This is a genomic window from Ichthyobacterium seriolicida, from assembly GCF_002369955.1.
Classification (GTDB): Bacteria; Bacteroidota; Bacteroidia; order Flavobacteriales; family Ichthyobacteriaceae; genus Ichthyobacterium; species Ichthyobacterium seriolicida.
In genome coordinates this window covers 1,855,307-1,880,730 of the sequence record NZ_AP014564.1, presented here as the reverse complement: position 1 = coordinate 1,880,730, position 25,424 = coordinate 1,855,307, and the positions used below count along the sequence as shown (strand labels likewise).

At 32.8% G+C, this 25,424-nt stretch carries 22 protein-coding genes, 1 tRNA gene and 1 other RNA gene; 20 read left to right on the top strand and 4 right to left on the bottom strand.

Annotated features, from left to right (window positions below):
• Window positions 1-22: 22 nt before the first annotated feature.
• From JBKA6_RS07235 to JBKA6_RS07145, 18 genes are all read left to right on the top strand, one after another.
• The gene (locus JBKA6_RS07235; protein ID WP_096687253.1) at window positions 23-1,744 is read left to right on the top strand and encodes an ABC transporter ATP-binding protein; all 1,722 of its coding nucleotides are present in this window, start codon (window positions 23-25) and stop codon (window positions 1,742-1,744) included.
• Between the two features lie 89 nt (window positions 1,745-1,833).
• Window positions 1,834-3,231, top strand: coding sequence for a class II fumarate hydratase (gene fumC, locus JBKA6_RS07230; protein ID WP_096687251.1), 1,398 nt, complete (start codon window positions 1,834-1,836; stop codon window positions 3,229-3,231).
• 135 nt (window positions 3,232-3,366) lie between these two features.
• Window positions 3,367-4,374 (top strand): glutamine synthetase beta-grasp domain-containing protein, encoded by a 1,008-nt coding sequence (locus JBKA6_RS07225; protein ID WP_096687249.1) that lies wholly within the window; start codon window positions 3,367-3,369, stop codon window positions 4,372-4,374.
• A 40-nt stretch (window positions 4,375-4,414) separates the two neighbouring features.
• Window positions 4,415-4,514, top strand: an RNA gene (gene ffs, locus JBKA6_RS07220) — signal recognition particle sRNA small type.
• A 223-nt stretch (window positions 4,515-4,737) separates the two neighbouring features.
• Window positions 4,738-5,301 (top strand): RNA polymerase sigma factor, encoded by a 564-nt coding sequence (locus JBKA6_RS07210; RefSeq protein WP_096687245.1) that lies wholly within the window; start codon window positions 4,738-4,740, stop codon window positions 5,299-5,301.
• Window positions 5,302-5,328: 27 nt separating this feature from the next.
• Window positions 5,329-5,766 carry a hypothetical protein gene (locus JBKA6_RS07205; RefSeq protein WP_096687243.1) on the top strand — a complete coding sequence of 146 codons (438 nt, stop codon included), beginning with the start codon at window positions 5,329-5,331 and terminating at the stop codon, window positions 5,764-5,766.
• Window positions 5,767-5,778: 12 nt separating this feature from the next.
• Entirely contained in the window at window positions 5,779-6,507 is a 729-nt protein-coding gene (locus tag JBKA6_RS07200) for an ABC transporter permease subunit (RefSeq protein ID WP_096687241.1), read from the top strand.
• Window positions 6,504-8,177, top strand: a complete 1,674-nt coding sequence (gene gldG, locus JBKA6_RS07195; RefSeq protein ID WP_157777005.1) for a gliding motility-associated ABC transporter substrate-binding protein GldG — start codon at window positions 6,504-6,506, stop codon at window positions 8,175-8,177. The genes JBKA6_RS07200 and gldG overlap by 4 nt, the downstream gene beginning before the upstream one ends.
• Entirely contained in the window at window positions 8,177-9,376 is a 1,200-nt protein-coding gene (locus JBKA6_RS07190; RefSeq protein WP_157777004.1) for a M23 family metallopeptidase, read from the top strand. Before gldG ends, JBKA6_RS07190 begins: the two co-directional genes overlap by 1 nt.
• 167 nt (window positions 9,377-9,543) lie before the next feature.
• Window positions 9,544-11,877: a type I DNA topoisomerase gene (gene topA / locus JBKA6_RS07185; protein WP_096687235.1), complete on the top strand. Its 2,334-nt coding sequence runs from the start codon at window positions 9,544-9,546 to the stop codon at window positions 11,875-11,877.
• A complete protein-coding gene (locus JBKA6_RS07180) occupies window positions 11,874-12,821 on the top strand; it encodes a PorP/SprF family type IX secretion system membrane protein (RefSeq protein ID WP_096687233.1) in 948 nt (315 codons plus the stop codon). Before topA ends, JBKA6_RS07180 begins: the two co-directional genes overlap by 4 nt.
• A gap of 65 nt (window positions 12,822-12,886) precedes the next feature.
• Window positions 12,887-14,227: a T9SS ring complex lipoprotein PorK/GldK gene (porK, locus tag JBKA6_RS07175; protein WP_096687422.1), complete on the top strand. Its 1,341-nt coding sequence runs from the start codon at window positions 12,887-12,889 to the stop codon at window positions 14,225-14,227.
• Between the two features lie 39 nt (window positions 14,228-14,266).
• Window positions 14,267-14,947 (top strand): type IX secretion system motor protein PorL/GldL, encoded by a 681-nt coding sequence (porL, locus tag JBKA6_RS07170; protein WP_096687231.1) that lies wholly within the window; start codon window positions 14,267-14,269, stop codon window positions 14,945-14,947.
• A 47-nt stretch (window positions 14,948-14,994) separates the two neighbouring features.
• Window positions 14,995-16,590 (top strand): type IX secretion system motor protein PorM/GldM, encoded by a 1,596-nt coding sequence (porM, locus tag JBKA6_RS07165; RefSeq protein WP_096687229.1) that lies wholly within the window; start codon window positions 14,995-14,997, stop codon window positions 16,588-16,590.
• Window positions 16,591-16,595: 5 nt separating this feature from the next.
• Window positions 16,596-17,501, top strand: a complete 906-nt coding sequence (gene porN / locus JBKA6_RS07160; RefSeq protein ID WP_096687227.1) for a type IX secretion system ring subunit PorN/GldN — start codon at window positions 16,596-16,598, stop codon at window positions 17,499-17,501.
• A gap of 100 nt (window positions 17,502-17,601) precedes the next feature.
• Complete coding sequence (locus tag JBKA6_RS07155) at window positions 17,602-18,450, top strand: prohibitin family protein (RefSeq protein ID WP_096687225.1); 849 nt, start codon at window positions 17,602-17,604, stop codon at window positions 18,448-18,450.
• 20 nt (window positions 18,451-18,470) lie between these two features.
• Window positions 18,471-18,544: transfer RNA gene (locus JBKA6_RS07150), tRNA-Asn, on the top strand.
• Between the two features lie 109 nt (window positions 18,545-18,653).
• Window positions 18,654-19,514: a murein hydrolase activator EnvC family protein gene (locus tag JBKA6_RS07145; RefSeq protein WP_096687223.1), complete on the top strand. Its 861-nt coding sequence runs from the start codon at window positions 18,654-18,656 to the stop codon at window positions 19,512-19,514.
• Window positions 19,515-19,573: 59 nt separating this feature from the next.
• On the opposite strand, the gene JBKA6_RS07140 is transcribed toward JBKA6_RS07145, so the two are convergent.
• Window positions 19,574-20,086 carry an HIT family protein gene (locus tag JBKA6_RS07140; protein ID WP_096687221.1) on the bottom strand — a complete coding sequence of 171 codons (513 nt, stop codon included), beginning with the start codon at window positions 20,084-20,086 and terminating at the stop codon, window positions 19,574-19,576.
• Window positions 20,087-20,211: 125 nt separating this feature from the next.
• Here JBKA6_RS07140 and guaB point away from each other — a divergent pair, with 125 nt between their 5' ends.
• Window positions 20,212-21,690: an IMP dehydrogenase gene (gene guaB / locus JBKA6_RS07135; RefSeq protein WP_172843120.1), complete on the top strand. Its 1,479-nt coding sequence runs from the start codon at window positions 20,212-20,214 to the stop codon at window positions 21,688-21,690.
• A 36-nt stretch (window positions 21,691-21,726) separates the two neighbouring features.
• Complete coding sequence (gene map / locus JBKA6_RS07130; RefSeq protein WP_096687219.1) at window positions 21,727-22,524, top strand: type I methionyl aminopeptidase; 798 nt, start codon at window positions 21,727-21,729, stop codon at window positions 22,522-22,524.
• Between the two features lie 49 nt (window positions 22,525-22,573).
• On the opposite strand, the gene trmD is transcribed toward map, so the two are convergent.
• From trmD to ald, 3 genes are read right to left on the bottom strand one after another with little or no spacing between them, the layout of a single operon-like run.
• Window positions 22,574-23,254: a tRNA (guanosine(37)-N1)-methyltransferase TrmD gene (gene trmD / locus JBKA6_RS07125; protein WP_096687217.1), complete on the bottom strand. Its 681-nt coding sequence runs from the start codon at window positions 23,252-23,254 to the stop codon at window positions 22,574-22,576.
• Window positions 23,251-24,033 carry a TatD family hydrolase gene (locus JBKA6_RS07120; protein ID WP_096687215.1) on the bottom strand — a complete coding sequence of 261 codons (783 nt, stop codon included), beginning with the start codon at window positions 24,031-24,033 and terminating at the stop codon, window positions 23,251-23,253. Before JBKA6_RS07120 ends, trmD begins: the two co-directional genes overlap by 4 nt.
• The gene (ald, locus tag JBKA6_RS07115) at window positions 24,034-25,146 is read right to left on the bottom strand and encodes an alanine dehydrogenase (protein ID WP_096687213.1); all 1,113 of its coding nucleotides are present in this window, start codon (window positions 25,144-25,146) and stop codon (window positions 24,034-24,036) included.
• Window positions 25,147-25,424: the final 278 nt, after the last annotated feature.

Sequence of the window (25,424 nt, the reverse complement as noted above, 5' to 3'; positions counted from 1 at the left end):
TAAAAATTCTGTTTGTCATTTTATGAGTTCACTATATTCCTTAAACAAATATTATTTCAGATATAAATACCGTTTTTTATTAGGTGTTTTTTTTGTGGTAGGGGGAAATATTTTCGCCTTGGTAATGCCAAATTTAGTAGGTAGGTTATTCGATGATATATCAGATGTAATAAGTGGAAATTTATCTAAGTCAGAGATTATAGATTCTCTTATCTATCTGGGATTGATGGTTATAGCAGCTACGTTTTTGCGTAGTTTTTTTTTGTTTATGATGAGGCAGACTATAATAGTAATGTCCAGGATGATAGAATATGATATTAAGAATGATATTTATTCTCATTATCAAAAGTTATCGCTGAATTTTTATAAACAGAATAGAACGGGAGATTTGATGAATAGGATCACAGAAGATTTGTCTCATGTCAGGATGTATTTAGGTCCAGCGTGTATGTATAGTATAAACTTACTGACACTTATTTTGATCACCATTTCTAATATGTTTAGAATAGATGTGATTTTAACTTTGTGGTCGATTATTCCCCTTCCTTTTTTATCTTTCATAATATACAAGGTCAGTGATAAGATTAACTCCAAGAGCGAAGATATACAGAAGCAGTTATCGAGTGTTTTCACTTTTTCACAAGAGATCTTTTCTGGTATAAGAGAGATAAAATCATATGCTGTAGAGGAAAATACTCAAAGGCAATTCCAAAAAATAACCAAAGAGGGTAAGGTTAAAAATCTAAGTTTGGTAAAAATTCAAGCTTTATTCTTTCCATCTATGGTATTACTTGTAGGTATTAGTAATTTGTTAGTTGTGTACGTGGGCGGACAGAGGGTTATGCAAGGATATATTACAACTGGTGTTATAGCTGAATTTATCATATATATAAATATATTGACATGGCCGATTGCTAGTGTGGGATGGGTTGCTTCTATTATTCAAAAGGCGGAAGCTTCTCAAGATCGTATTAATGAATTTTTGTTTCAAAAGCCTGAGATTGTAAATAACACCAAAGAGAGAACTAAAATATCGGGAAATATAACATTCGACAAAGTCAATTTGGTATATGAAAATACAGGTATCCATGCATTAAAAGATATTTCCTTTAATATTAAAGGAGGAGAAATGTTAGGTGTAATAGGCAAAACAGGAAGTGGAAGATCTACTATAGTGGAGCTTATAACTAGATTATATGAAACTACAAGTGGAAGGGTATACATAGATGATACAGATATCTCAAAAATAAATTTAGATGATTTAAGACAGAGTATAGGTTATGTGCCCCAGGAATCATTTTTATTTTCGGATACCATAAGTGAGAATATAAGATTTGGCAATAAGGATGTGAGCCAAGAAGAGATAGAGGATATATCAAAAAAAGTGTCATTACACAATGATGTAATGAGTTTCCCAGATAAATACAATACTATGATAGGTGAGAGGGGAATAACTCTCTCTGGTGGACAGAAACAGAGAATATCCATAGCGAGGGCTATAATTAAAAATCCCAAAATATTAATATTAGATGATTGTTTCTCTGCCATAGATACTAAAACTGAAGAAGATATATTGTCTTATCTGAGTTTCTTTTTCAAAAGCAGGACATCTATAATGATTACCAATAGAGTTTCTTCAATAAAAAAGGCGGATCAGATATTGGTTTTAGCCAATGGAGAAGTGTTAGCACGAGGAACTCATACAGAGTTATTAGAAAATGATTTATACCGTAAGTTTTTATGAAATAAACCTTGTAGAAGAGTATATTTTTTTACTTATTTCGCGACTGTGACCTCGTGTCATAATCTTAATCTTGAAAATACTAATAAACAATGGAAGAATATCGTATAGAAATAGATACTTTGGGTGAAGTAAAAGTGCCTGCAGAAAAATATTGGGGAGCACAGACACAGAGGTCTATAGACAACTTCAAAATTGGTAATCCAGGATCTATGCCAAAAGAAGTTATAGAGGGATTTGCATATTTAAAAAAGGCTGCGGCTTATACAAATTGTGAATTAGGTATTTTGACAAAAGAAAAAAGGGATGTTATATCTGCTGTATGTGATGAAATTTTGGAGGGAAAACACGAAGAAGAATTTCCATTGGTAATATGGCAAACGGGATCTGGGACACAGTCTAATATGAATGTAAATGAGGTCATCTCCAATAGGGCAGAAGTGTTATTAGGAAACAGCTTAGGAGATAAAACTAGATTCGTTCATCCAAATGACGATGCTAATAAATCTCAGTCATCTAATGACACATTTCCAACTGCTATGCACATTGCAGCGTATAAATCTATAATAGAGATAACTGTGCCGGGGGTGGAGAAATTAAGAGATGTTTTAAGAGAAAAATCAGAAGAATTTAAACGTGTAGTCAAGATAGGTAGGACTCACCTTATGGATGCTACACCTCTCACTTTAGGTCAAGAGTTTTCTGGATATGTATCTCAATTAGATCACGGTTTAAAAGCGTTGAGAAATACTTTAAATCACCTTTCGGAGATAGCTCTAGGAGGGACGGCTGTAGGTACGGGCATAAACACTCCTCCAAATTACAGTGTAAAAGTCGCTGAGTATATTTCCAAATTTACTGAGTTGCCATTCAAAACAGCAGAAAATAAATTTGAAGCATTGGCTTCTAATGATGCAATTGTAGAGTCTCACGGCGCTTTAAAACAAATAGCTGTATCTTTAATGAAAATAGCTAATGATATTAGGTTGCTGTCATCAGGCCCTCGTTCGGGGATAGGAGAAATAATTATTCCTTCTAATGAACCTGGTTCATCTATCATGCCTGGAAAAGTAAATCCTACACAATGTGAGGCTATTACTATGGTGGCATCTCAAGTGATGGGAAATGATGTCACAATTTCTATAGCTGGTTCTAACGGTCATTATCAATTGAATGTTTTTAAGCCTGTTATAATAGCCAATCTATTGCAGTCTTCTAGATTGATAGGAGATGCTTGTGTATCTTTTACAGAAAAATGTGTGTATGGCATACAGCCCAACTACGTTAATATAAAACGTCATTTAGACAATTCACTTATGTTAGTAACTGCTTTGAATACAAAAATAGGTTACGAAAAATCTGCAGAAATAGCTAAAGCAGCTCACAAGAATGGTACTTCTCTCAAACAGGAGGCTGTGAGATTGGGGTATCTAACTGAATTGGAATTTGACAAATGGGTTAGACCAGAAGAAATGATAGGTAATTTATGATTAATCTGATCATTAAATGTGTAAATTAAACCATTTGTATGTGGATTTATATTTAAAAAAATCTCTAACTTTGTCGTCTAATTTTTAAACTTGGGACATGAGCAAAGATCCCTACCCTAGGTAATTAGAAAAAAATTGAAAGCAAAATTAGAATACATATGGTTAGATGGGTATTCCCCAGTGTCTAACCTAAGGAGTAAGACGAAAATAGAAGATAATTTTAGTGGTAAGCTAGAGGATTGTAAGTTATGGTCTTTTGACGGTAGCTCTACAAGGCAGGCTGATGGTGGTTCTTCAGATTGTTTATTGAAGCCTGTGGCTATTTATCCTGATCCCTCTAGGGAAAATGGTTATCTAATTATGACAGAAGTTCTAAATGCCGATGGGACTCCTCATAAGTCTAATTCTAGACATAAAATTGACGATGACGATAATGATTTCTGGTTTGGATTTGAACAGGAGTATTTCATTATGGATTGCAATACAAAATTACCTATAGGATTCCCTTTCAATGGTTCGCCAGAGCCTCAGGGGATGTATTATTGTTCTATTGGAGGTAACAGATCTTACGGGAGGAGTATAGTAGAGGAACACTCTAATTTATGTATAGAATCTGGGATAAATATACAAGGGATTAACCAAGAGGTGGCCATAGGTCAATGGGAGTTTCAATTGTTTGCAAAGGGAGCTAAAAAAGCAGGAGATGAGATGTGGGTGGCTAGGTTTTTGCTAGAGAGGTTAACAGAGAAAAAAGGCTTGTATATAGATTATCATCCCAAACCAATAAAAGGTGACTGGAACGGATCTGGGATGCATGCTAATTTTTCTAATCACACTTTGAGAACGTGTGGATCTGAAGATATTTATATGAAAATATGTGAGTCTTTTAGATCTGTTACAAAGGAACATATAGATAGTTATGGAGCGTATAACGATCAAAGATTGACTGGATTACACGAAACGGCATCTATACATGATTTTAGTTATGGTATCTCCGATAGAGGGGCTTCCATAAGAATCCCATTGATAACTGTAACTCAAGGCTGGAAAGGATGGTTAGAGGATAGAAGGCCAGCATCTAATGCTGATCCTTACTCTGTAGCTGGGAGAATTGTTAAAACGGTTAAATCTGTAAAAATTTAAGGTTAAGAACAAGAATAAGTACTTAAGTGATATAATAAAGCGGCGAGTTCTACGCAACTAGCTCCTATTTAATCCCCCAGGACAGGAATGTAGCAAGGGTTGAGTGGTTGTAGCAGTGTGATGTAGGTTGCTTGTCGCTTTTTTTAATTTTTTATACTATACTTTTCCGTGGAGATGTTTGTTATTTCTGTTATTCTGATTTCTATTTGTCTGTTGGGGCTGACAATAAAAATTTGGGGTAAAAAAAATGGAGAATTCTCTGGCACTTGTGCTAGTCAGAATATTACCTTTAGCGAAGATGGCAAAACCTGTAAAATGTGTGGTAGAGAAAAACAAACCCTAACTGATTGTAATAATAAATAGTTGAATTATTCTGAAAGAAAAATATATTCTCTTATAGAGCAAGCTCATTCTGGTAGACAAAAGGCTTATTTAAGCCTTCTAAAATTTTATTGGAATGATATTTACTCTTATATAAATGTTAAACTGAGAGATAAAACTTATGTAGAAGATCTCACCATTAGTACCTTTACCAAAGCTTTTAGTAAGTTATACTTATACGAGAGTAGATACGATTTTAAAACTTGGTTAATATCTATAGCTCATAACAATGTAATAGACTTTGTCCGAAAGAAAAACAAGTATCTTCTCATATATAATATTGATGAATTATTCGATAATGTAAAGGATAATACATCTCCTTCTCCAGAAGAAATAGTTCTAGAAAAGCAAAAGATTATAGAAATACGAAAATATGTAGATAGATTAAAGCCGATGTACAGAGATGTGATTGTACTTAAGTATTTTAAAGACTGTAGTCAAAAAGAAATATCGGCAGAATTAGGCCTTACATTGAGCAATGTCAAGATAAGATTAATGAGAGGTAAAAAGATATTATCAGATTATTATAGATCCATACAAGTATAATGCTTCATTCGACTAAAAACAAGAAATATGTATCAATTAATTAAAGAAACACATTCTGTAATTGCCTATTTAGTACTAATTGCCTTAACCTTTGCAGTAGTTAATGCTGCAAGGGGTTATTTCAAAAATGATAAATTTCAAAAAAGAGATAGAATTATTTTTCTTTTAGCTTTTATACTTTCACATATACAATTATTGCTTGGAATAGCTAATTATCTACTTTCAGATAAGACAAAAAATATCTCTAACATAAAAAATTCCCTTAAAATAAGCGATTGGAGGTTTTTTACTGTGGAGCATCCTTTTATGATGTTAATAGCCATAACTTTAATTACCATATCTTTCTCTAAGATGAAGAGAATGACTGTAGATAGAAATAAGTTTAAAACTATATTTGTTTTTTATGGTATAGCTTTAGTCTTTATTTTAATCAGAATACCTTGGAGAATTTGGTTACTTACATAATCGAAATTTAGAATGTATGCACTGTGGAGAAAAGAGATTTCTCAATTTTTAGGTTCTGTATTCACCTATTTAATAGTAGGGATATTTTTAGTTAGTCTTTCTCTATTTTTATTCTTTTTCAATGGAGACTACAATATACTAGAAGCGGGTTATGCATCTTTAGATTCCTTTTTTTTTCTAGTTCCCAAGTTATTGGTAGTATTCATACCAGCTATAACCATGCGCAGTTTCTCCGATGAAATAAAAACTGGAAGTATAGAGTTGCTTATGATATATCCCATATCTGAATTAAAAATAGTTCTAGCTAAATTTACATCTATCCTTACAATACTGCTATTATCTATATTGCCAACTATATTTTACGTATACATTGTTTATCAGCTATCTGATTTAGGAGACATAGATATAAAGAGCATCTTTGGAGCTTATATAGCTCTATTTTTTTTATCTATGATATTTTGTTCTGTAGGTATATTTATTTCTTCACTTACTAATAATAATGTGATTTCTTTTGTATTTAGTTCTTTTTTATGTTTTTTCATATACTTGGGGTTTGAAAAAATAGCTGACTACAATGTTATAGGATCTTTAGATTTTCTTTTAAAAAGAATAGGATTACAAGAGCATTATCTGAGTATGGTTAAAGGGGTTTTAGATATTCAATCTCTGATATATTTCTTTAGTATAACATCATTATTTATACTGCTCACAGAATTTAAGTTAAAAGCCACAAAATGGTGAAAAATAAAAGGAGAGATATTATAAGACTATTTGTTTTTATAACAACATTAGTATTGATAAATATCACATTTATGAGTGTGAGTAAAATTCGTATAGATTTCACTAAAGATAAGTTTTATACTATAAGAAATGAATCCAAAGAAATAATTGATAATATAACAGAGGATATATACTGTGAAGTCTATTTGACTGGAGATTTTCCCTCAGGTTTTAAAAAACTAGAAAAAGAGGTTTTGTATCTGCTACAGGAATTGAATATGCTAAATCACAGGATAAAGTACAGTTTTGTAGATGTAGACAACTTGAGTAACAAAGATTATTATATCAATCATATTCACAATATTTCTGAAAAGAAAATAACCCCTTTACAAATAAGAGAGAAAAAAAAAAATGAGTATAAGACAAAACTAATTTTTCCATATGCTCTCTTAAAATTAAAAGATAAGTATGCTACTATTTCTTTATTGAAGACATCTGTAGGGAATAGTCTGGAGTCTCAAATAAATAGTTCCATAGAAAATTTAGAGTACAGTTTTATCAATGGGGTAAAGAAGATAACTAAAAAATCAGATAAAAAAATAGCTTTTTTAAAAGGATATGGGCAATTAGAGGATTGGCAAATTGAGGATATAACCCATGAATTAAAAAAAAGATATGAAGTAGATAGTTTTAGAGTGGATAAGGATTTATCTTTTGATAAAAATTTAGAATTGCTACTAAAAAATGATCTTCTAATAATTGCAAAGCCGACAGTTTTTATTTCCCGATCAGATATCTATCTCATAGATTTATATACAATGAATGGTGGGAAAGTCATTTGGGCTTTAAATTCTACAAAAGCAGATATGAGCGATATTCACGGGGATAAGAAATTTACTGCCATCCCTCTTGATTTAGGATTAGATGAAATATTTTTCAAATACGGCTTTAGAATAAATAAGGATTTAGTAAGAGATCTACAGTGCGCTTATATAAAGGTGTCTACTGACAAATATTTAGGAAGTAACACAAAATATCAAAATATACCTTGGGAATATTTTCCATTGTCCATGTCATCAGATCACGATATTGTATACAATATAGAGGGAGTTAAATTACAATTTGCTAGCAGTGTAGATACCATATTAGCCGAAGGTGTAAAAAAAGAGATATTATTACAATCTTCGAATTATACCAAGGTTAGTTCCATGCCTGTGAATATTTCATTACACGATTCTAAAAGAGACGAAAGTAAATATAATGACGAAAAAAAGACATTTGGACTTTTGTTGTCAGGCAACTTTTCTTCTGGGTTTAAAAACAGGGTAAAACCTATAAAAACCCTTCATCATAGAGATAGTAGTGATCACAATGAAATGATAGTTTTTTCAGATGGAAATATTCTAGCTAATCAAAGAGTGAAAGACACTACTATTCCTTTAGGTATTGATAAATGGACTGGACATAGATATGGGAATAAGGAATTAATCTTGAATTCAGTAGATTTTCTATTAGATAAGAGTTTAATTGGTTTGAGAAATAAAAAGTTCATTCTAAGAACACTCAGTAAACAAAAGTTATTAAACGAAGACTACTTTTGGAAAATAAAAAGTATTTTCTATCCTTTGTTTAGCATATCTGTAGTAGCTGCATTATTCTTATATATGAGAAGAAGAATATATGCTATATGATGAAAAATATACTGTCGCTCATAGTATTTGTATTGTCGATCCAATCTTGTGAGAATAAAGATATCTCGGAAGATAAGACAACACAACCTGTAATACAATACGAGTTCCCTTCAGATAAGTATGAGGTGTCAAAAAAAACTCTAAATACCAAAGATACTTTTATCAGTGTATTATTAAGTCACAATGTAAAATATAGTGTTATAGCTAGAATTATTGAAAAATCAAAGGGAATTTTAAATTTCAAGAATATAAAACCTGGAGAGAAATATTTAGTACTATCTTCAAAAGGTAGTATTCCCAAATTACAAATGTTGATTTATGAAGACAGTCCAACAGATTATGTGGTATTCGATTTAAGAGACAGCATAAGTATTTATAAAAGAGAGAATCCAATATCTATAAGGGAGAGAACCTCTTTTGTAGAAATAAACAATTCTATTTCGAAGAGTGTAGTCGAAAATAAATTAGATTATGAATTGGTAAATAAACTCTCTGAGATCTATGCCTGGACCATAGATTTTTTCTCTTTGCAAAAGGGAGATTCCTTTAAAATTATTTATGATGAAGTATATGTAAATGACACATCTTATGTTCGAATAGACAAGGTGAAGGCTATAAATTTTTTTCATGGCAAAAAAAATCATTACGCTTTTAGAGTGGAAACAGATAATCTCATAGAATATTTTGATGAAAATGGTAAAAATCTTAGAAAATCTTTTTTAAGAGCTCCTTTGAAATATGCTAGAATTACTTCGATGTATTCTAGGAGAAGGTTCCACCCCGTTCTTAAAATGTGGAAGTCACATAAGGGCACTGATTACGCCGCTCCTAGAAACACTCCTATACTGGCTACTGCCAATGGAACTATAACTAAAGTCGGTTATTCTAAGGGGAATGGAAACTATGTGACTATAAGGCATAATTCAATTTACTCTACACAGTATTTACATATGAATAAATTTAAAAAAGGTATTAATAAAAATACTCGTGTCAAACAAGGTGATGTGATAGGATATGTAGGTAGCACAGGATATGCAACAGGTCCTCATGTGTGTTATAGATTTTGGAAGAATGGGGTGCAAATAAATCCAATGAGAGAAAAATTCCCAGATGCTAATCCCATAAAAAAAGAGCATGAGGAAAAACTTAAAGCCAATTACCAAGAGTATTTCGATAGGATACAAATTCAGGTAGATTAGTCCATTTTTAAAAAGCTTTTTCTCAGCGAACAGCACAGATTTTTTTTAGGTTTCTATCCTTTTTTTTTGTCATCTAAAAAGGATGATAATTTGTTTTTTAATTAATAAGTTTACTTTTGTCCCTATTGCTGTTTGGATCAACTAACCGTATATATATATAACACATTATGGCTAAAAATTTAGTAATAGTAGAATCTCCTGCAAAAGCTAAAACTATAGAAAAGATTTTGGGGTCTAATTATCAGGTAGAGTCTTGTTATGGACATATATGTGATTTGGTAAATAAAAATATGGGAATAGATATTGAAAATAATTTTAATCCTATATATGAGATATCTCCCGATAAAGTAAAAGTTGTAAGTGGGTTAAAGAAAAAATCTAAGTCGGCAGAAGTAATTTGGTTAGCCTCTGATGAAGATAGGGAAGGAGAAGCGATATCTTGGCATTTAGCCAGAGAGTTATCCTTGCCTAAGGAGAAGGTAAAGAGGATTGTATTTCACGAAATAACCAAGAAGGCTATTTCTAAGGCTATAGAAAATCCTAGGGAAATAAACGATGACTTAGTCAATTCTCAAAAGGCTAGACGTGTACTAGATAGATTAGTTGGATTTCAATTATCACCAGTTTTATGGCAAAAAGTAAAGTGGGGACTTTCTGCCGGTAGGGTTCAGTCTGTTGCGGTGAGACTTATAGTAGAGAGAGAAAGAGAAATATCATTATTTTCTTCCAAGTCGTATTTTAAGGTAGTAGCATTTTTTATCAATTCAAAAGGAGAGGAATTAAAAGCAGAGCTGTCCGAAGATTTTGAAACTGAAAAACAAGCAGAGAGTTTTTTGAAAGAGTGTATAGACTATTCATTTAAAGTAGACGATATTCAAAGTAAGGAAGCAAAGAGGACGCCATCTGCTCCTTTCACGACTTCTACTCTTCAGCAGGAGGCTTCTGTGAAATTAGGATTTTCAGTTTCCCAAACTATGAGAGTAGCTCAACAACTATATGAATCTGGACATATAACTTATATGAGAACTGATAGTGTAAATTTATCTGTCGATGCAGTAGATGAGATGAGGGAAGTAATTGTTGCTAAATATGGTGATAAATACAGTCAACCTAGATCATATACTACAAAGTCAAAGACAGCCCAAGAAGCTCATGAGGCTATTAGACCTACTTCTGTCAAACAAGAGAGTGCTGGATCTGATAATAATCAAAAGAGGTTGTACTCTTTAATATGGAAGAGAGCTCTATCTTCTCAGATGTCTGATGCAAAATTAGAGAGGACCAAAGTGAAAATTGGATATTCCTCTAGTGAAACGAAATTTATATCCAAGGGTGAAGTATTATTATTCGACGGTTTTTTGAGATTATCTCTAGAAGATAAAGAGGATAATAAAGACAATATGCTCCCTTTGGTAAAGAAGGGGGAAGCTTTGAAATATGAGACTATAACAGCCACTCAAAAATTCACTAGGCCTCCATCTAGATTTACTGAGGCTTCTTTGGTTAAAAAATTAGAGGAGTTAGGCATAGGAAGACCTTCTACATACGCTCCTACTATTTCTACTATCCAAAGTAGGCAATATGTAAAAAAGTCAGAATTAGAAGGTGATAAAAGAACTTCTCACGAGTTGGTATTGAAAGAGAAAGCTATCAGTTTGAATGTAAAAGAAGAGACTTTTGGAGCAGATAAAAACAAATTGATTCCCGAGGATATAGGTGTTGTAGTAAATGATTTTTTAGTTAAAAATTTCGAAAAAATTCTAGATTATGAGTTTACTGCAAAGGTAGAAGGAGACTTTGATAATATTGCTAAAGGCAAGGAATGCTGGGTAGAGATGATAAAGCTTTTTTATACTGATTTTAAATCTACAGTGGATAATGTCAAAGACAAAGCAGAGAGAACAGTTGGAGAGAGAATACTTGGAAAGGAAGAGAAAACTGGAAAAACTATCTTGGTCAGAATAGGTAAATTCGGTCCTATTGCGCAGATAGGTGATAGTAGTGATGAAGAAAAACCCAAATACGCTAGTTTGTTAGTTAGTAAACATATAGAGACTATTACCCTAGAGGAGGCCTTGGATTTATTTAAATTACCCAGAGAACTAGGTGAGTTTGAAGGGAAGGTAATAACTGTTGCTATCGGCAGGTTTGGTCCTTATATAAAGTTTGATGGAAAGTTTATCTCTATAAAAAAGGCAAGTGGTGATGATCCTATGACTATACAGAAAAGTAGAGCTATAGAATTGATTGAGGAGAAGAGAAAAGCCGATATAGATAAGTATATAAATGTTTTTAAAAATGGAGATATAACTTTAGAGGTGTTAAATGGCAGATTTGGTCCTTATATAAGAATAGATAAAAAAAATTACAAAATACCCAAGGAAATTGATGCCAAATTGTTGACTTTAGAAGATTGTTTGAAGATAAAAGATGAAGTAGAAGAAAAGAAAGGCAAGTCTCAACCTCAACAAAAAAAATCTACGAATAAAAAATCAAAATGATTTTAAAAAGATATTTACATATAATAGTAATATCTCTAAGTCCTTTTGTTATAAAAGCCCAACAACAACCTGACTTTTCACAATTTGTAAATAATAAGATTTACTTTAGTCCAGCCAATATTTCACACGAGGATCCTAGTTTTGTATCCCTTTATTACCAAGGCAGGTGGGTGGGAATAAGTGATTCTCCATTTATTTTAGGCTTTAATTTTCAGCATTTTTTTAAGGAAAAAAATATGGGTTTAGCCTTGAGTTTATTAAATGATAAAATAGGCTTTGAAAATAATATTAATATTAGGGGATCTTATTGTTATCAGTTAACGTTGAAAGAGGATAAATTAAATTTAGGCATAGGAGTAGGAGCTCTTTATAAGAGTTTAGTAAATAAAGAATGGATTACTCCAGATTTGTTAGGTGAGGATGATATTGTAATCCCCAATAGTTTTTCTGGTGGTATTTCACCGAATTTCCATCTTGGAATACTGTATTCCAGTAAAGAATATCACCTGGGCATTTCGGCTATAAACTTATTGGAGATGCCTTCGTCTATGGCTAATATTACAGTGCCTATGAAAAGGATCATTTATTTGCATGGGGGTTATGATATAAGTTTCTCAGATAATCTAGAGCTTAAGCCTCAGTTAATATTATCCTCAGATATGTCAGATTATACAGCTAATTTAACTACAATGGCAGTTTTATATAATAAGTTTCATTTAGGTGTTAATTATCTGTTTCAAGATTCTATGGGATTAATTTTTGGGATAAAGGCGATTGATAAATTGCTGATATCATATTCGTATAATTATCCATTTTTTAATGAGTTGAAGGGGAGTCATGAAGTTTTTTTAAGGTATTCTTTAGAATTAACAGATTTATTTGACAGTAATAATAGGATTAAACTCAATAAAAACAATAGAGTTAGAGGAATAAGGTTTTTATGAAAAAAAAAATAAAACAAAAACAAAAATATTATCTTTGGCTTCAGCTTATCACAAATTTGCAGTTTATGTTTGGCAAAGGTCATTTGTTTTATTTTGTTTGTGCGTTTTTGTTCACTTCTTGTCTAGATTATAAAGGGAATGGTGATTTGGTAGGCCATCCTAGGTCTGAAGGCTGGCAGTCTGTGGTTCCTTATGGTATGGTTCATATTCCTGCAGGATCTTTTTCTATGGGATCTGCAAATATTTTTTCTAACGATTTGGTGTCTCCTACCAGGCAGGTTACCGTGTCCGATTTTTATATGGATGAGACTGAAATAACTAACAGTGAATACAGGCAGTTTGTTATGTGGGTAGCAGATTCTATAACCAGGCAGAAATTAGGTGAAAAAGTTAAGGAGTTGGGAATGGATGTTACCGATTCAAGTGGTGATAATGACATATCAGCTTACAAGTTTATTCCCTTAAATCCTGAGGCTAGTGTTTTTGATAAGTATATGATTGACAATTATGCAGATAAGATAGATTTTGATAGAATAAACTGGGATGTTCCTTTGTTAGATATAACTGAGAGTCCAGATGAAAATTATGCTATGGTTTTGGATTCTATGCTTCTTCCCGTTGAGGAGGCATTGGGAGATGAAAGAAAAATAGACGTATCAAAGCTCAATTATGGGTACTACAAGTATGATTTGCAGCAGCTCTCGTCAAGTAGAGGGCTAGAACGGTCTGAATACAAGAAGAGAATAGATATAAATGTATACCCTGATACGTTGGTTTGGTTGACAGATTTTACGTATTCGTATAACGAGCCCATGCATGATGATTATTTTAGTCATGTAGCTTATGATGATTATCCTGTTGTGGGGGTTTCTTGGGGTCAAGCTAATGCTTTTTGTAATTGGAGAACAACGTTCAAGAATAATAGTCAGAGGGCTAATGGCTTGCCTAAGGTGAGCATTTTTAGGCTCCCTACCGAAGCTGAGTGGGAGTATGCAGCTAGAGGAGGTATTCACGATGGTGTTTATCCGTGGGGAGGTTCTGAGACAAAAGATGAAGAGGGGTGTTTTTTGGCTAATTTTAAGCCTATGAGAGGTGACTATATCTCAGATGGGTCTATTTACACTGTTAGGGCAGATGAATATCTGCCAAATGCTTATAACTTATATAATATGGCAGGTAATGTGTCTGAGTGGACTAGTTCATCTTATAAGGAGATGTCTTATAAGTTTACATCTACTCTAAACCCATATTATAACGATAATAATGAATTTAGAAAAGTGGTTAGAGGAGGGTCTTGGAAGGATATTGCGTACTTTTTAAATGTAGGTATTAGGGATTTTGAATATAGAGATTCTGCAAGGAGCTATATAGGGTTTAGAACTGTGCAGTTGAAACTGGGCAGATAGGTTTTGGTTAAAAATTTTTTATGGTAATATTATTTTGTTATGGCTGAAAAGGTAAATATATTTAATACTAAGAAGGGGAAGAAGGTTGTAAATATGATTAATGGATTGGGGGCTTCTGTCGTTATTCTAGGTGCTATGTTTAAAATCTTACATCTTCCAGGGGGTAGCTTTGTGATAGGTCTTGGTTTGATGGTTGAGGTAGTTATATTTGGGATATCAGCTTTTGACCCTATTGAAGAGAAGTTAGATTGGACAAAAGCATATCCTGAGTTAAAAGAAGGAGCTCCATCCGTTGAGTTAGCTGGAAGAGGAATGGGGGGTGGTTATGCTGGAGGCGATCCAGTGTCAGAAGGGCTTTCTAGTAAGTTAGATGAAATTCTAAGAGAGGCTCAATTAGATGTTAATGTCATAAAGGGATTAAAAGAAAGTATAGATAAGTTGCAAGTCAGCACCTCTGCTATTGGTGCAGGCGCTGATATTTCTAAATTAACATCAGAATATGGAGATCAGTTAGCTTATGCTGTTGATAATATAAAGGATATAAATAATATTTATGCTGATCAGATAGAGGAAAGTTTGGTTAACAAAGAAATACAGAATAATTTAACTCTGACATTCCAGAATACTGAAAAGCTTCAAACTGAAATGAGTACTCTTGTAGGGAATATAACTGAATTGAACAAAGTGTATGAGGGTATGTTAACGGCTATGAAAAAGTAAAACTTAGTATTGTTATAATAATATAAATAAGAAAAATAGAATAAGTCATGGCAGGAGGGAATTTGTCTCCAAGGCAAAAGATGATTAGTATGATGTACCTAGTTTTAATGGCTATGTTGGCATTAAATGTTTCTAGGGATGTTTTGGTTGCTTTTGGTGCTTTGGATAATACTACCGTTAGAATAATAAATAACACTACTGATAAGAATAATGCTTCCTATGGTGAATTAAAGCTCAAGAATGATAATAATCCTTTGAGATACAAGCAAGTATATGAATCTGCTACTGAAATAAGTAAAAGGTCTAATGCTCTTGTAGATCTTTTAAATTCTTATAAAAGCGATTTAATCCAGTTGTCTGGGGTTTATGATGAAGTGACCCAAAAATTAGATTATTCTTCTATGGATGGATCTCAGGGGGATGAGTACTTTTACCCAGGAGGTGATCCTGCAAATGGGAAAGGTCAGGAGTTTGTCTCTGAGTTAAGTAAGTATAGGGAATTCTTATTGACTCAGGTTGATAATGAGCGAATACAAACGGATATAAAACAAATATTAAGTACAGAAGATATTCCAAACCCTGACGGAATTCCCAGGTCTTGGTTGAAGACCAAATTGGAAGGGTTCCCTTTGATAGCTCAAATAACCCTGTTATCACAGATACAGGCGGATATTAGGTTTTTAGAGTCTGACATTGTGAATAATCTCATAAAGGGAGAATTAGCTACTCAGATGAATGTAAACAGTATAAAAGCATTTGTAGTTCCGTTTTCTAATGCGGTTATGAGAGGGGATAAATTTAAAGCGGATGTATTTTTAGCTGCTTATGATACTACATTGTCACCAGAGATATTCTTATACAAGTATGATTCTAAGGGGAATAGATTAGGTGACTCCGAAGAAAGCATTAAAGTTAAAGATGGTATAGGAGAAGTAGCTATTCCAACTGATAGAGTGGGGGATTATTATTGGGGAGGTAGGATAAAAATTAAGAATGATATGGGGGACGTCCAGTATTATCCTTTTGAGAAAAACTTGTATACAGTATCAGAGGTTGCGGCTGTAGTTTCTGCAAAGAAGATGAATATTGTGTATAGAGGGGTTAAAAATCCTATTTCTATATCGGTTCCTGGTGTTCCGGCCAATCAAATTACTCTGGGTGCTGGTCCTGGAGCAGATATTGTGAAAACTTCTTCAGGTGAATACTCAGTAGATGTTACAAAGTTTAAGGGTAGGGATTTAGATATGTATGTAAGTGCTAAGTTATCTGATGGAACAGTTAAAAAATTTCCTTCTCAGAAATATAGAGTGAAAGACATTCCATCTCCCAACGGAACGATAAGAGGAGAAATGGAAGCTAAGATGTCTTTGAGTAATTTATTTGTATCTACAATTAGGGTTGAAATTCCTAATTTTGAGTTTGATTTAAAGATGAACGTAGTTTCTTTCAGTATAAAGGTTCCAGGTAAACCAAGTGTCTCGGTTTCTGGAGATAGAATATCTGGAAGAGCAGAAAAAATAGTTGCTATGGCTAGTATTGGAGATGAGATTGTAATTAGAGATATAAAGGTTCAAATACAAGGTAATTCTTCTTATAAAGTTGGTAATGTTTCTCCTATACTAGTTACTGTTACTGGAAAATAATCAAAATGAAAAAAAATACTGTCGTAGCCATATTATTTCTTTGTACTTGTAATAGTTTTTCTCAAAATATATTAAATAGGGTTTCTCCTAACGTGGAGGAGGAGACCAATAAGAAAAATGAGGGGGCGAGTACATCTGTAGAGGGTAAGCTTTTAGAGCCATATAAGTATCCTTATGTAGATGACAGGGATATATATTGGTCTACGGTTGTTTGGGAGCGTATAGAACTATCTGAAAAAAAGAATTTTCAGTTGTATTTTCCTACAGACACTACTAAGATAGACAAACGAAGAATATCTTTGTTTGATGCTTTATTGAGGGGTGTTTACAATAAATCGATTAAAGAGGTTTATAGTAGTGAGTATTTTTTGCCTGAGCATAAATTAACATTGGAAGAAGTTAAGGATAATTTAAATAAGTTAGATACTCTTCCAAAAGGCTTCGAGCAGTTAAATGCGGGAGAACCTATATCTAAAGAATTTATAGATAAATTATCTATAGTGGCCGCAGATATAGTTAGCTATAAGATAAAAGGCATGTGGTATTTCAATAAAAAAATGGGTGAGCTTAAATATCGAATATTAGCTATATGTCCTGTTGGACCTGATGTTTCTGAAAAGAAATCAGAGAATCCTGATCTTGTAGAGTTATTTTGGGTTTGGTATTCGGATGCTAGAAAGGATTTATACAATACTGTAGTATTTAATCCTAATAATAAGTCTAGTCATTATAACTTTGACGATATACTTAATTCTAGAAGATTTTCTTCTGTAATATATAAGGAAGAGAATACGTATGAGGATAGAGGTATAAATGATTATATAAAGGAAAATGCTACTTTGCAGCTGATAGAATCAGAAAGGATAAAGGAAAGAGTGCGAAATTTTGAGCTAGATGTTTGGCAATATTAAATATTATAAAATTAATACTGTTTCAAATGATTTTTATTTATATCTTTGCAGCCGTTAAGTTTATGAGTGGTAATGCTCTAAGCATGATTAATACGTTAGTATGAATAACTATAACAGGGATCAGATTGTGAATATTCCTTCTGGAATAAAAAAGGTTTTATTTTTACTCGGTGCAGTTGTAATTTTTGTAACAATCTTTTGGTCTAAGATGACAGTTACTATAAAGTCTGGTGAAGCTGGGGTCTTGTTTCGTAAGTTTTCTGATGGGGTAGATGTTAGTACAACTTATAGTGAGGGGTTTCATTTTATAGCTCCTTGGAATGAGATGTTTATCTATGAAGTTAGGCAACAGGAGGTGTTGGATAAGATGGTTGTTTTATCTTCTAATGGGTTACAAATAACTTTAGATATTTCTTGTTGGTATCAGCCGCATTTTAAAAATCTTCCTCTTTTGCATAAGGAGAAGGGGATGAATTATCTCGATAGAGTGATAAAGCCGTCTATAAGATCTGCTACTCGTAGCGTTATAGGTCGTTATACTCCTGAACAGATTTATTCTGTTAAGAGAGATGATATCCAAGATGAAATATATGACGATACTAAAGTTATTCTAGACGGTCAGTATGTTCAGTTAAATAAGATATTGATTAGGGATGTTACTCTTCCTCCAGCGATAAAGTCTGCTATAGAAAATAAGTTAAGGCAAGAGCAAGAGTCTTTAGAGTATGAGTTTAAATTATCCAAAGCGAGACAAGAAGCAGAGCGTCAGAGGATATATGCTGAGGGTAAAGCTAAGGCAAATCGTATATTGAATGAGTCTTTGACTGATAAGATTCTTACTGAGAAAGGAATTGAGGCGACTTTAAAATTATCTGAGTCTAATAATTCAAAGGTGATTGTAATAGGGGCTGGAAAGTCTGGTATGCCGATAATTTTAGGGAATCAGTGATTTTAATTTAAAAATATTATTCCTCCTTAGCTCAGTTGGTTAGAGCATCTGACTGTTAATCAGAGGGTCCTTGGTTCGAGCCCAAGAGGGGGAGCTTATAAATTGTACTCTTCATTGTTTTTTTTTGAAGAGTATTTTTTTTTTAAATCTTTCCAAATTAAATATATCTCTTTTTATAGAGAGAGGTATTTATATAGTTACTAGTGATAAGTAATAAATTAAAGATATTTTTAAAAAAAATCCTACATCCCTACATATTTTCAGTTGTAAATGGGGATACTCTAAAGGAGAGGATTTCTATAAAAATAAAGCCTTTATATGTTTTGTTACTTTGTTTTATTTCTGTAATACTTATAGTATCTATAACTTCTATATTTATAGCTTTTACTAATCTTAAGGAATATATACCAGGTTATGATTCAGGAGGAATTAGACGAAAAGCTTTTTCTACAATAGAAAAAATAGATTTTTTGGATAAAGAGGTCTCACTAAATACTAATTACATTAACAGTATAAAGAAAATCTTAAAAGATTCTATAGAAATAGATAGTGAGATAGATGAACAAGAATTAAAAAAACAAATGTCCAATAATATAGATTTGTCTATAAAAGAAGGAGAATTAGAATTTAGAAAAGAAGTAGAAATTAGCGATCAGTATAATCTTTTTAAAGATGAGGGAAAATATAGCGATATAGTATTTTTTTCTCCTATAAAGGGAAATGTCATAAAAAAATATGATATTAAAAATAGTCCTTACGTAAGTATATCCTGTGAGGCTAATTCTCCTGTAAAATCAGTAGCTGATGGAGTTGTTTTATTAACTGATTGGACTTTAGAAAATGGCTTTATTATTGTTATAAAACACAAACAAAATTTTATTTCTATATACAGGAACAATGTTGTTTTAAAGAAAGAGCGAGGCGATTTTGTAGAAACGGGTGAAATAATAGCTAGTTCTGGAATTGTAAATGCTTTGTCAGATGAGGTATATCTCAACTTTGAATTGTGGCTCAATAATTATCCTGTAAATCCAGAGAATTATATAATTTTTAAGGATATATAATATATCTCCCATAAGTTCTTTAAAGAGATTTTTTTATTAAAATCAAGGTTATAAGTTATTTATTTTATGTTTGATGAAATTTCTTCAGAAATTTTTTTGAAATCAATATCTGTGACAGGTATTTTATTGGAGAAATTTAGATCAGACTGTTTATTAAAAGGTATTAGATGTACATGTGCATGGGGCATGTTTGATGAAATTTCTTCAGAAATTTTTTTGAAATCAATATCTGTGACAGGTATTTTATTGGAGAAATTTAGATCAGACTGTTTATTAAAAGGTATTAGATGTACATGTGCATGGGGCACTTCAAGTCCTTGAACTATTATGGATATTTTTTTACAGGGGATAACTTTTTTCATGGCTACGGCTATTTTCTTAGAGATGAGCATTAAACCTATATATGTCTTGTCATCCAAGTCGAATAAATAATCGACTTCCTTTTTAGGAACCACTAAAGTATGTCCTTTAGTTACGGGGAAGGCATCTAAAAAAGCAAAATAGTCATCATCTTCAAATATCTTAAACGAGTTTAATTCTCCTTTTATTATACGAGTAAATATTGAAGCCATATTATTGAGTGATATACAATTATAGATCTAGTAGATAGTGGTAAAGCTAGAATTTTATTTTAACAAAATTAAAAATTATTTTTGCGTGTCACCCACGCTAAGTAACAAAATTAAAAAAAAGAAATATGTCAGCAATTTCAGAAAATGATAAAAAAATACTAAGAGAAGGCTTAGCTTATGACGATGTTCTTATGATTCCAGCATATTCGGATATTTTACCCAGTGAGGTAAATACTGAGACGTATTTTACCAAAAATGTAAAATTAAACATACCCATAGTCTCTGCTGCTATGGATACTGTTACTGAGTCTAGTATGGCCATATCAATAGCGAGGGAAGGGGGTATAGGAGTGCTTCATAAAAATATGTCCATAGAGGATCAGGCGGAGAAAGTTAGGAAGGTAAAGAGGTCGGAATCGGGAATGATACTAGACCCTATAACCTTAGAGAAGAATGCTATTGTTGGAGATGCTAAAAAATTAATGAAAGAATATAATATTGGAGGCATCCCCATAGTAGAGAAAGATATGACTCTTATAGGTATAGTTACTAATAGGGATTTGAGGTTTGAAAGTGATATGAACTGCCCTATTACAAAGGTTATGACCTCTGAAAACATAATTACTACTCAAGAGAATACTTCCCTAAAAAAAGCTGGATCAATACTAGAGAAATACAAGATAGAAAAATTGCCTGTAGTATCGGAGTCTGGAAAACTAAAAGGTCTAATTACTTTTAGGGACATAGATAAGTTAGAGGTAAATCCTCTTGCTAGTAAGGATAAGTATGGAAGGTTGTTAGTTGCGGCAGCGGTAGGGGTTACAGAGGATGTTTTAGATCGAGTTACTGCTCTTAGGAATGCAGGTGTAGATGTATGCGTTATAGATACTGCTCATGGGCATACAAAGGGCGTAGCTTCAGTTTTAGATCAGGTAAAGACTAAGTTCCCAGATATGGATGTGATAGTGGGTAATGTAGCTACTGCAGAGGGAGCCAGGTATTTGCTCGAACTAGGAGCTGATGCTATAAAGGTGGGAATCGGTCCGGGCTCTATATGTACTACGCGTGTGGTTAGTGGGGTTGGATATCCTCAATTATCTGCTATAATGGAAGTGGCTAATGCTTTAAAAGGCACTGGGGTTCCAGTTATTGGAGATGGAGGTATTCGTCATACTGGAGATATAACCAAGGCAATCGCTGCAGGTGCTGATACAGTTATGTTAGGATCATTATTGGCGGGGACTAACGAGTCTCCAGGGCAGACTACAATATACGAAGGTAGAAAATATAAAATATACAGAGGAATGGGGTCTTTAGAGGCTATGAGAGATGGATCCAAAGACAGATATTTTCAAGCCTTTGAATACGATAATAAAAAATTAGTTCCAGAGGGAATAGTTGGAAGGGTGCCTTATAAGGGAGCTCTAAGAGAGACAATACATCAATTTATAGGAGGTCTTAGAGCGGGTATGGGTTATTGTGGAGCTAGATGTATATCAGATCTCAAAAATGCGAAATTTGTAAAAATAACTCCATCAGGTCTTCATGAGAGTCATCCCCATAATGTTACAATCACTGCAGAGTCTCCTAATTATTTTAGGTAGTATTTTTTTGATTTCAAATTATATTTTGATTTAATTATGATTAGTATAAAGACTCCTTCTGAAATAGAGTTGATGAGGGAGAGTGCTCTAATAGTTTCAAAAACTTTAGGGATGTTAGCCAAAGAGATAAGGCCAGGGCAGACTACTTTACACTTAGATAAATTAGCACAAGAGTTTATTAGGGATCACGGGGCTATTCCGGGTTTTTTAGGCTTGTATGACTTTCCAAATACTCTATGTGTTTCTCCTAACGATCAGGTTGTTCACGGTGTTCCAAATAATAATTTTTTAAAAGAAGGTGATATCTTATCTGTAGATTGTGGTGTTTTAAAGAATGGTTTTTATGGAGATCACGCTTATACTTTTCAAGTAGGGGAGGTATCATCAGATGTAAAACATCTGATTGAGGTAACCAAAGAATCTCTGTATTTAGGGATCAGGGAATTCAGAGTTGGAAATAGAATAGGAGATTTAGGTTTTGCGATTCAAGGTCATTGTGAAAAAAATGGTTATGGAGTAGTTAGAGAATTAGTAGGGCATGGCCTAGGCAGGGAGATGCACGAAGATCCTCAAGTTCCCAACTACGGGAGAAGGGGAAAGGGCAAAAAGATAAAAGAGGGAATGGTCATAGCCATAGAGCCTATGATAAATATGGGAACTCATAAGATAAAATCCATAGATGACTGGACTATAAAAACATTAGATGGGAGCATGTCTGCTCATTTTGAGCACAATGTAGCCATAATAGATGGAGAGCCTAGGTTGTTATCTACTTTCGACTATATATATGAGGCCTTGGGAATCATCTCTGATGAAGAGTCTGAGTTTAGGTGATTTTTTATTTATACAGATGCTTTTCACGATAGTGTCTGTATAAATTATATTAATCGTCTTTTAGTAATTCGGGTCTTAGGATTTTAGTTCTTTCTATAGATTTGGAGGTTCTCCATTCATCTATTTTTTTTTGATCTCCCGATAGTAATATTTCGGGAACTTTTTGTCCTTTGTATTCAGATGGACGAGTATATATTGGTGCTGATAACAAACCGTCTTGAAATGAATCGCTAAGAGCAGAGGTGCCATCTCCCAACACATTAGGAATTAACCTAACTATGCTGTCTGTTAAAATAGCAGCCGCTAATTCTCCTCCAGACAACACAAAATTTCCTATAGAAATCTCCAAGGTGATAATATTATCTCTTATTCTTTGATCTATTCCTTTATAATGACCACACAGTATTATTATATTTTTTTTAATAGATAATTTATTACACATAGACTGTTCTAGAATTTTTGCATCAGGAGTCATATATATTATTTCATCGTATTCTCTCTGGCTTTTTAACATATCTATGCACTTGTCTATGGGCTCTATCATTAGAACCATTCCAGATCCTCCTCCAAATTGATAGTCGTCTATTTGCTTGTATTTATTATTAGAATAATCCCTTAAATTGTGGATCTTTATCTCAACTATTTTCTTATCTATGGCCCTCTTAATTATAGAGTTTCCAAAAAAACTATCTAATAATTGAGGTATAGCTGTAATTATATCTATCCTCATTTTATATTGTCGTTTGGTTGAAATAACTGTTCACTGTTTTCTCTAGTTATATTCATAACTTCCTCTATAGGTAGACTATACAATGAAGCTACTTTATTAGCTATTTCTATTAGATAACAGGTTTCATTTCTCTTTCCCCTATATGGGTTTGGTGCTAAATAGGGAGAGTCTGTTTCTAATACTATGTTTTCTATTGGTATTTTATCTAAAAATTTATCTAGTCCACCGTTTTTAAATGTCACTATACCTCCTATGCCTATTTTTAATCCGTATGATAAAACTCTTTGAGCTTGTTCTAAGTTTCCAGAAAAACAATGAAAAACGCCTTTTAATCTATTATCACTTTCTTTATCTAAGACTTTGAAGATTTCATCAAAAGCCTCTCTACAGTGTATGACAATGGGTTTATTTATCTCTTTAGCCAATCTTATCTGTTCGATAAAAGCCCTTTCCTGCTCTTTTATATAAGTGGTATCCCAATGTTTATCCATCCCTATCTCTCCTATGGCTATGAAATCCCTATCTAATAGCCATTTTCTTACTATATCTAATTCTTTATCTACATCATCTTTTACATAACAGGGATGCAGTCCTATCATGGCAAAGCAGTTATTTGGATATCTATTTTCTAGTGAAAGCATTTTATCTATATAATCACCAGATATAGACGGTAAATATATTTTATGAATACCAGCTTTTATACTTCTATCAATTATTTCATCCCTATCTAGATCAAATTGTTCAAGATATAAATGCGAATGAGTATCTATGAAGTACATCTACAAAAAGTTTTCTACATTGCTATAAGGCATATTAAATGCTTGGGATACTGCTTCATATACTATTTCCCCTTTTATTACATTTAATCCTTTTTTTAATTCTTTATTTTCCTTGCAGGCATCTTTCCAATTTTTATTTGCCAATTGTATAATATAAGGTAAAGTAGCATTAGTCAGTGCTATTGTTGAGGTATATGGAACGGCTCCTGGCATATTAGTCACACAATAGTGGATTATATCATCTATTATAAATATTGGATCTTCGTGTGTTGTAGGAGAACCAGTTTCTATACATCCCCCTTGATCTACCGATACGTCGACTATTACCGTTTTAGGTCTCATTTGTTTTAGCATATCTCTAGTTATTAAGTGAGGTGCTTTAGCTCCTGGGGTTAAAACAGCTCCTATGATAAGATCAGATGTTTTTATATTTTTTTCAATATTGTACTTATTAGACATTTCAGTAAACACATTTGCTGGTAAAATTTCTTCTAATCTTCTCAGTCTCTCTAAAGAAATATCCATGATAGTTACGTTAGCTCCAAAGCCAGCTGCTATTTTTGCCGCTTGAGTTCCTACTATTCCACCGCCTAATACCAGTACTTTTGCTGGCTTTACTCCAGGCACTCCACCTAATAACATCCCTTTTCCTTTGAGAGGTTTTTCCAAATACTTAGCTCCTTGTTGAGCTGCCATTCTCCCTGCTATTTCAGACATGGGAGCGAGTAGAGGTAAACTTCTGTCGGACTTTTCTACAGTTTCATAGGCCAAACAGACAGAATTACTTTTTATCATGGCATCTAAAAGAGATTTGGAAGATGCAAAATGAAAGTAAGTAAACAACAATTGATTCTCTTTTACCAAGGGATATTCGTATTCAATAGGTTCTTTTACCTTTATTATCATATCTGATTTAGAATATACATCTTCTATGGTAGGCAATATTGTAGCTCCTGCATTTATGTATTCTTCATCTGTAATTCCGCTGTTAATCCCGGCTGAGGACTGTACATATACCTGATGTTGGTATTTTAGTAATTCTATAATTCCAGAGGGAGTCATAGCTACTCTATTTTCATTGTTTTTAAGTTCTTTTGGAATACCTATTTTCATAATATATTTAGAGTTAAAGTGTTTTTCAAAAAGACTATCAATTATAACAACTCAATATTTTAGCACAGGTAAATTGTGCTATTGAGATGGTTTAAATTTGAAACGCCGCAATTTACAATAGTTAATCAAAATTACCCTAATTTTGTTCTGTCAAAGGTATTTGATAAGCCTTTATATAGCTTTGCAGTTGATTTTTTTATTGGTTAAAGTTATACTGAAATTAGAGCTAGGTTCCTTAATCTCCAAAATCTGAACTTAAAACATATACTTTGAATTTT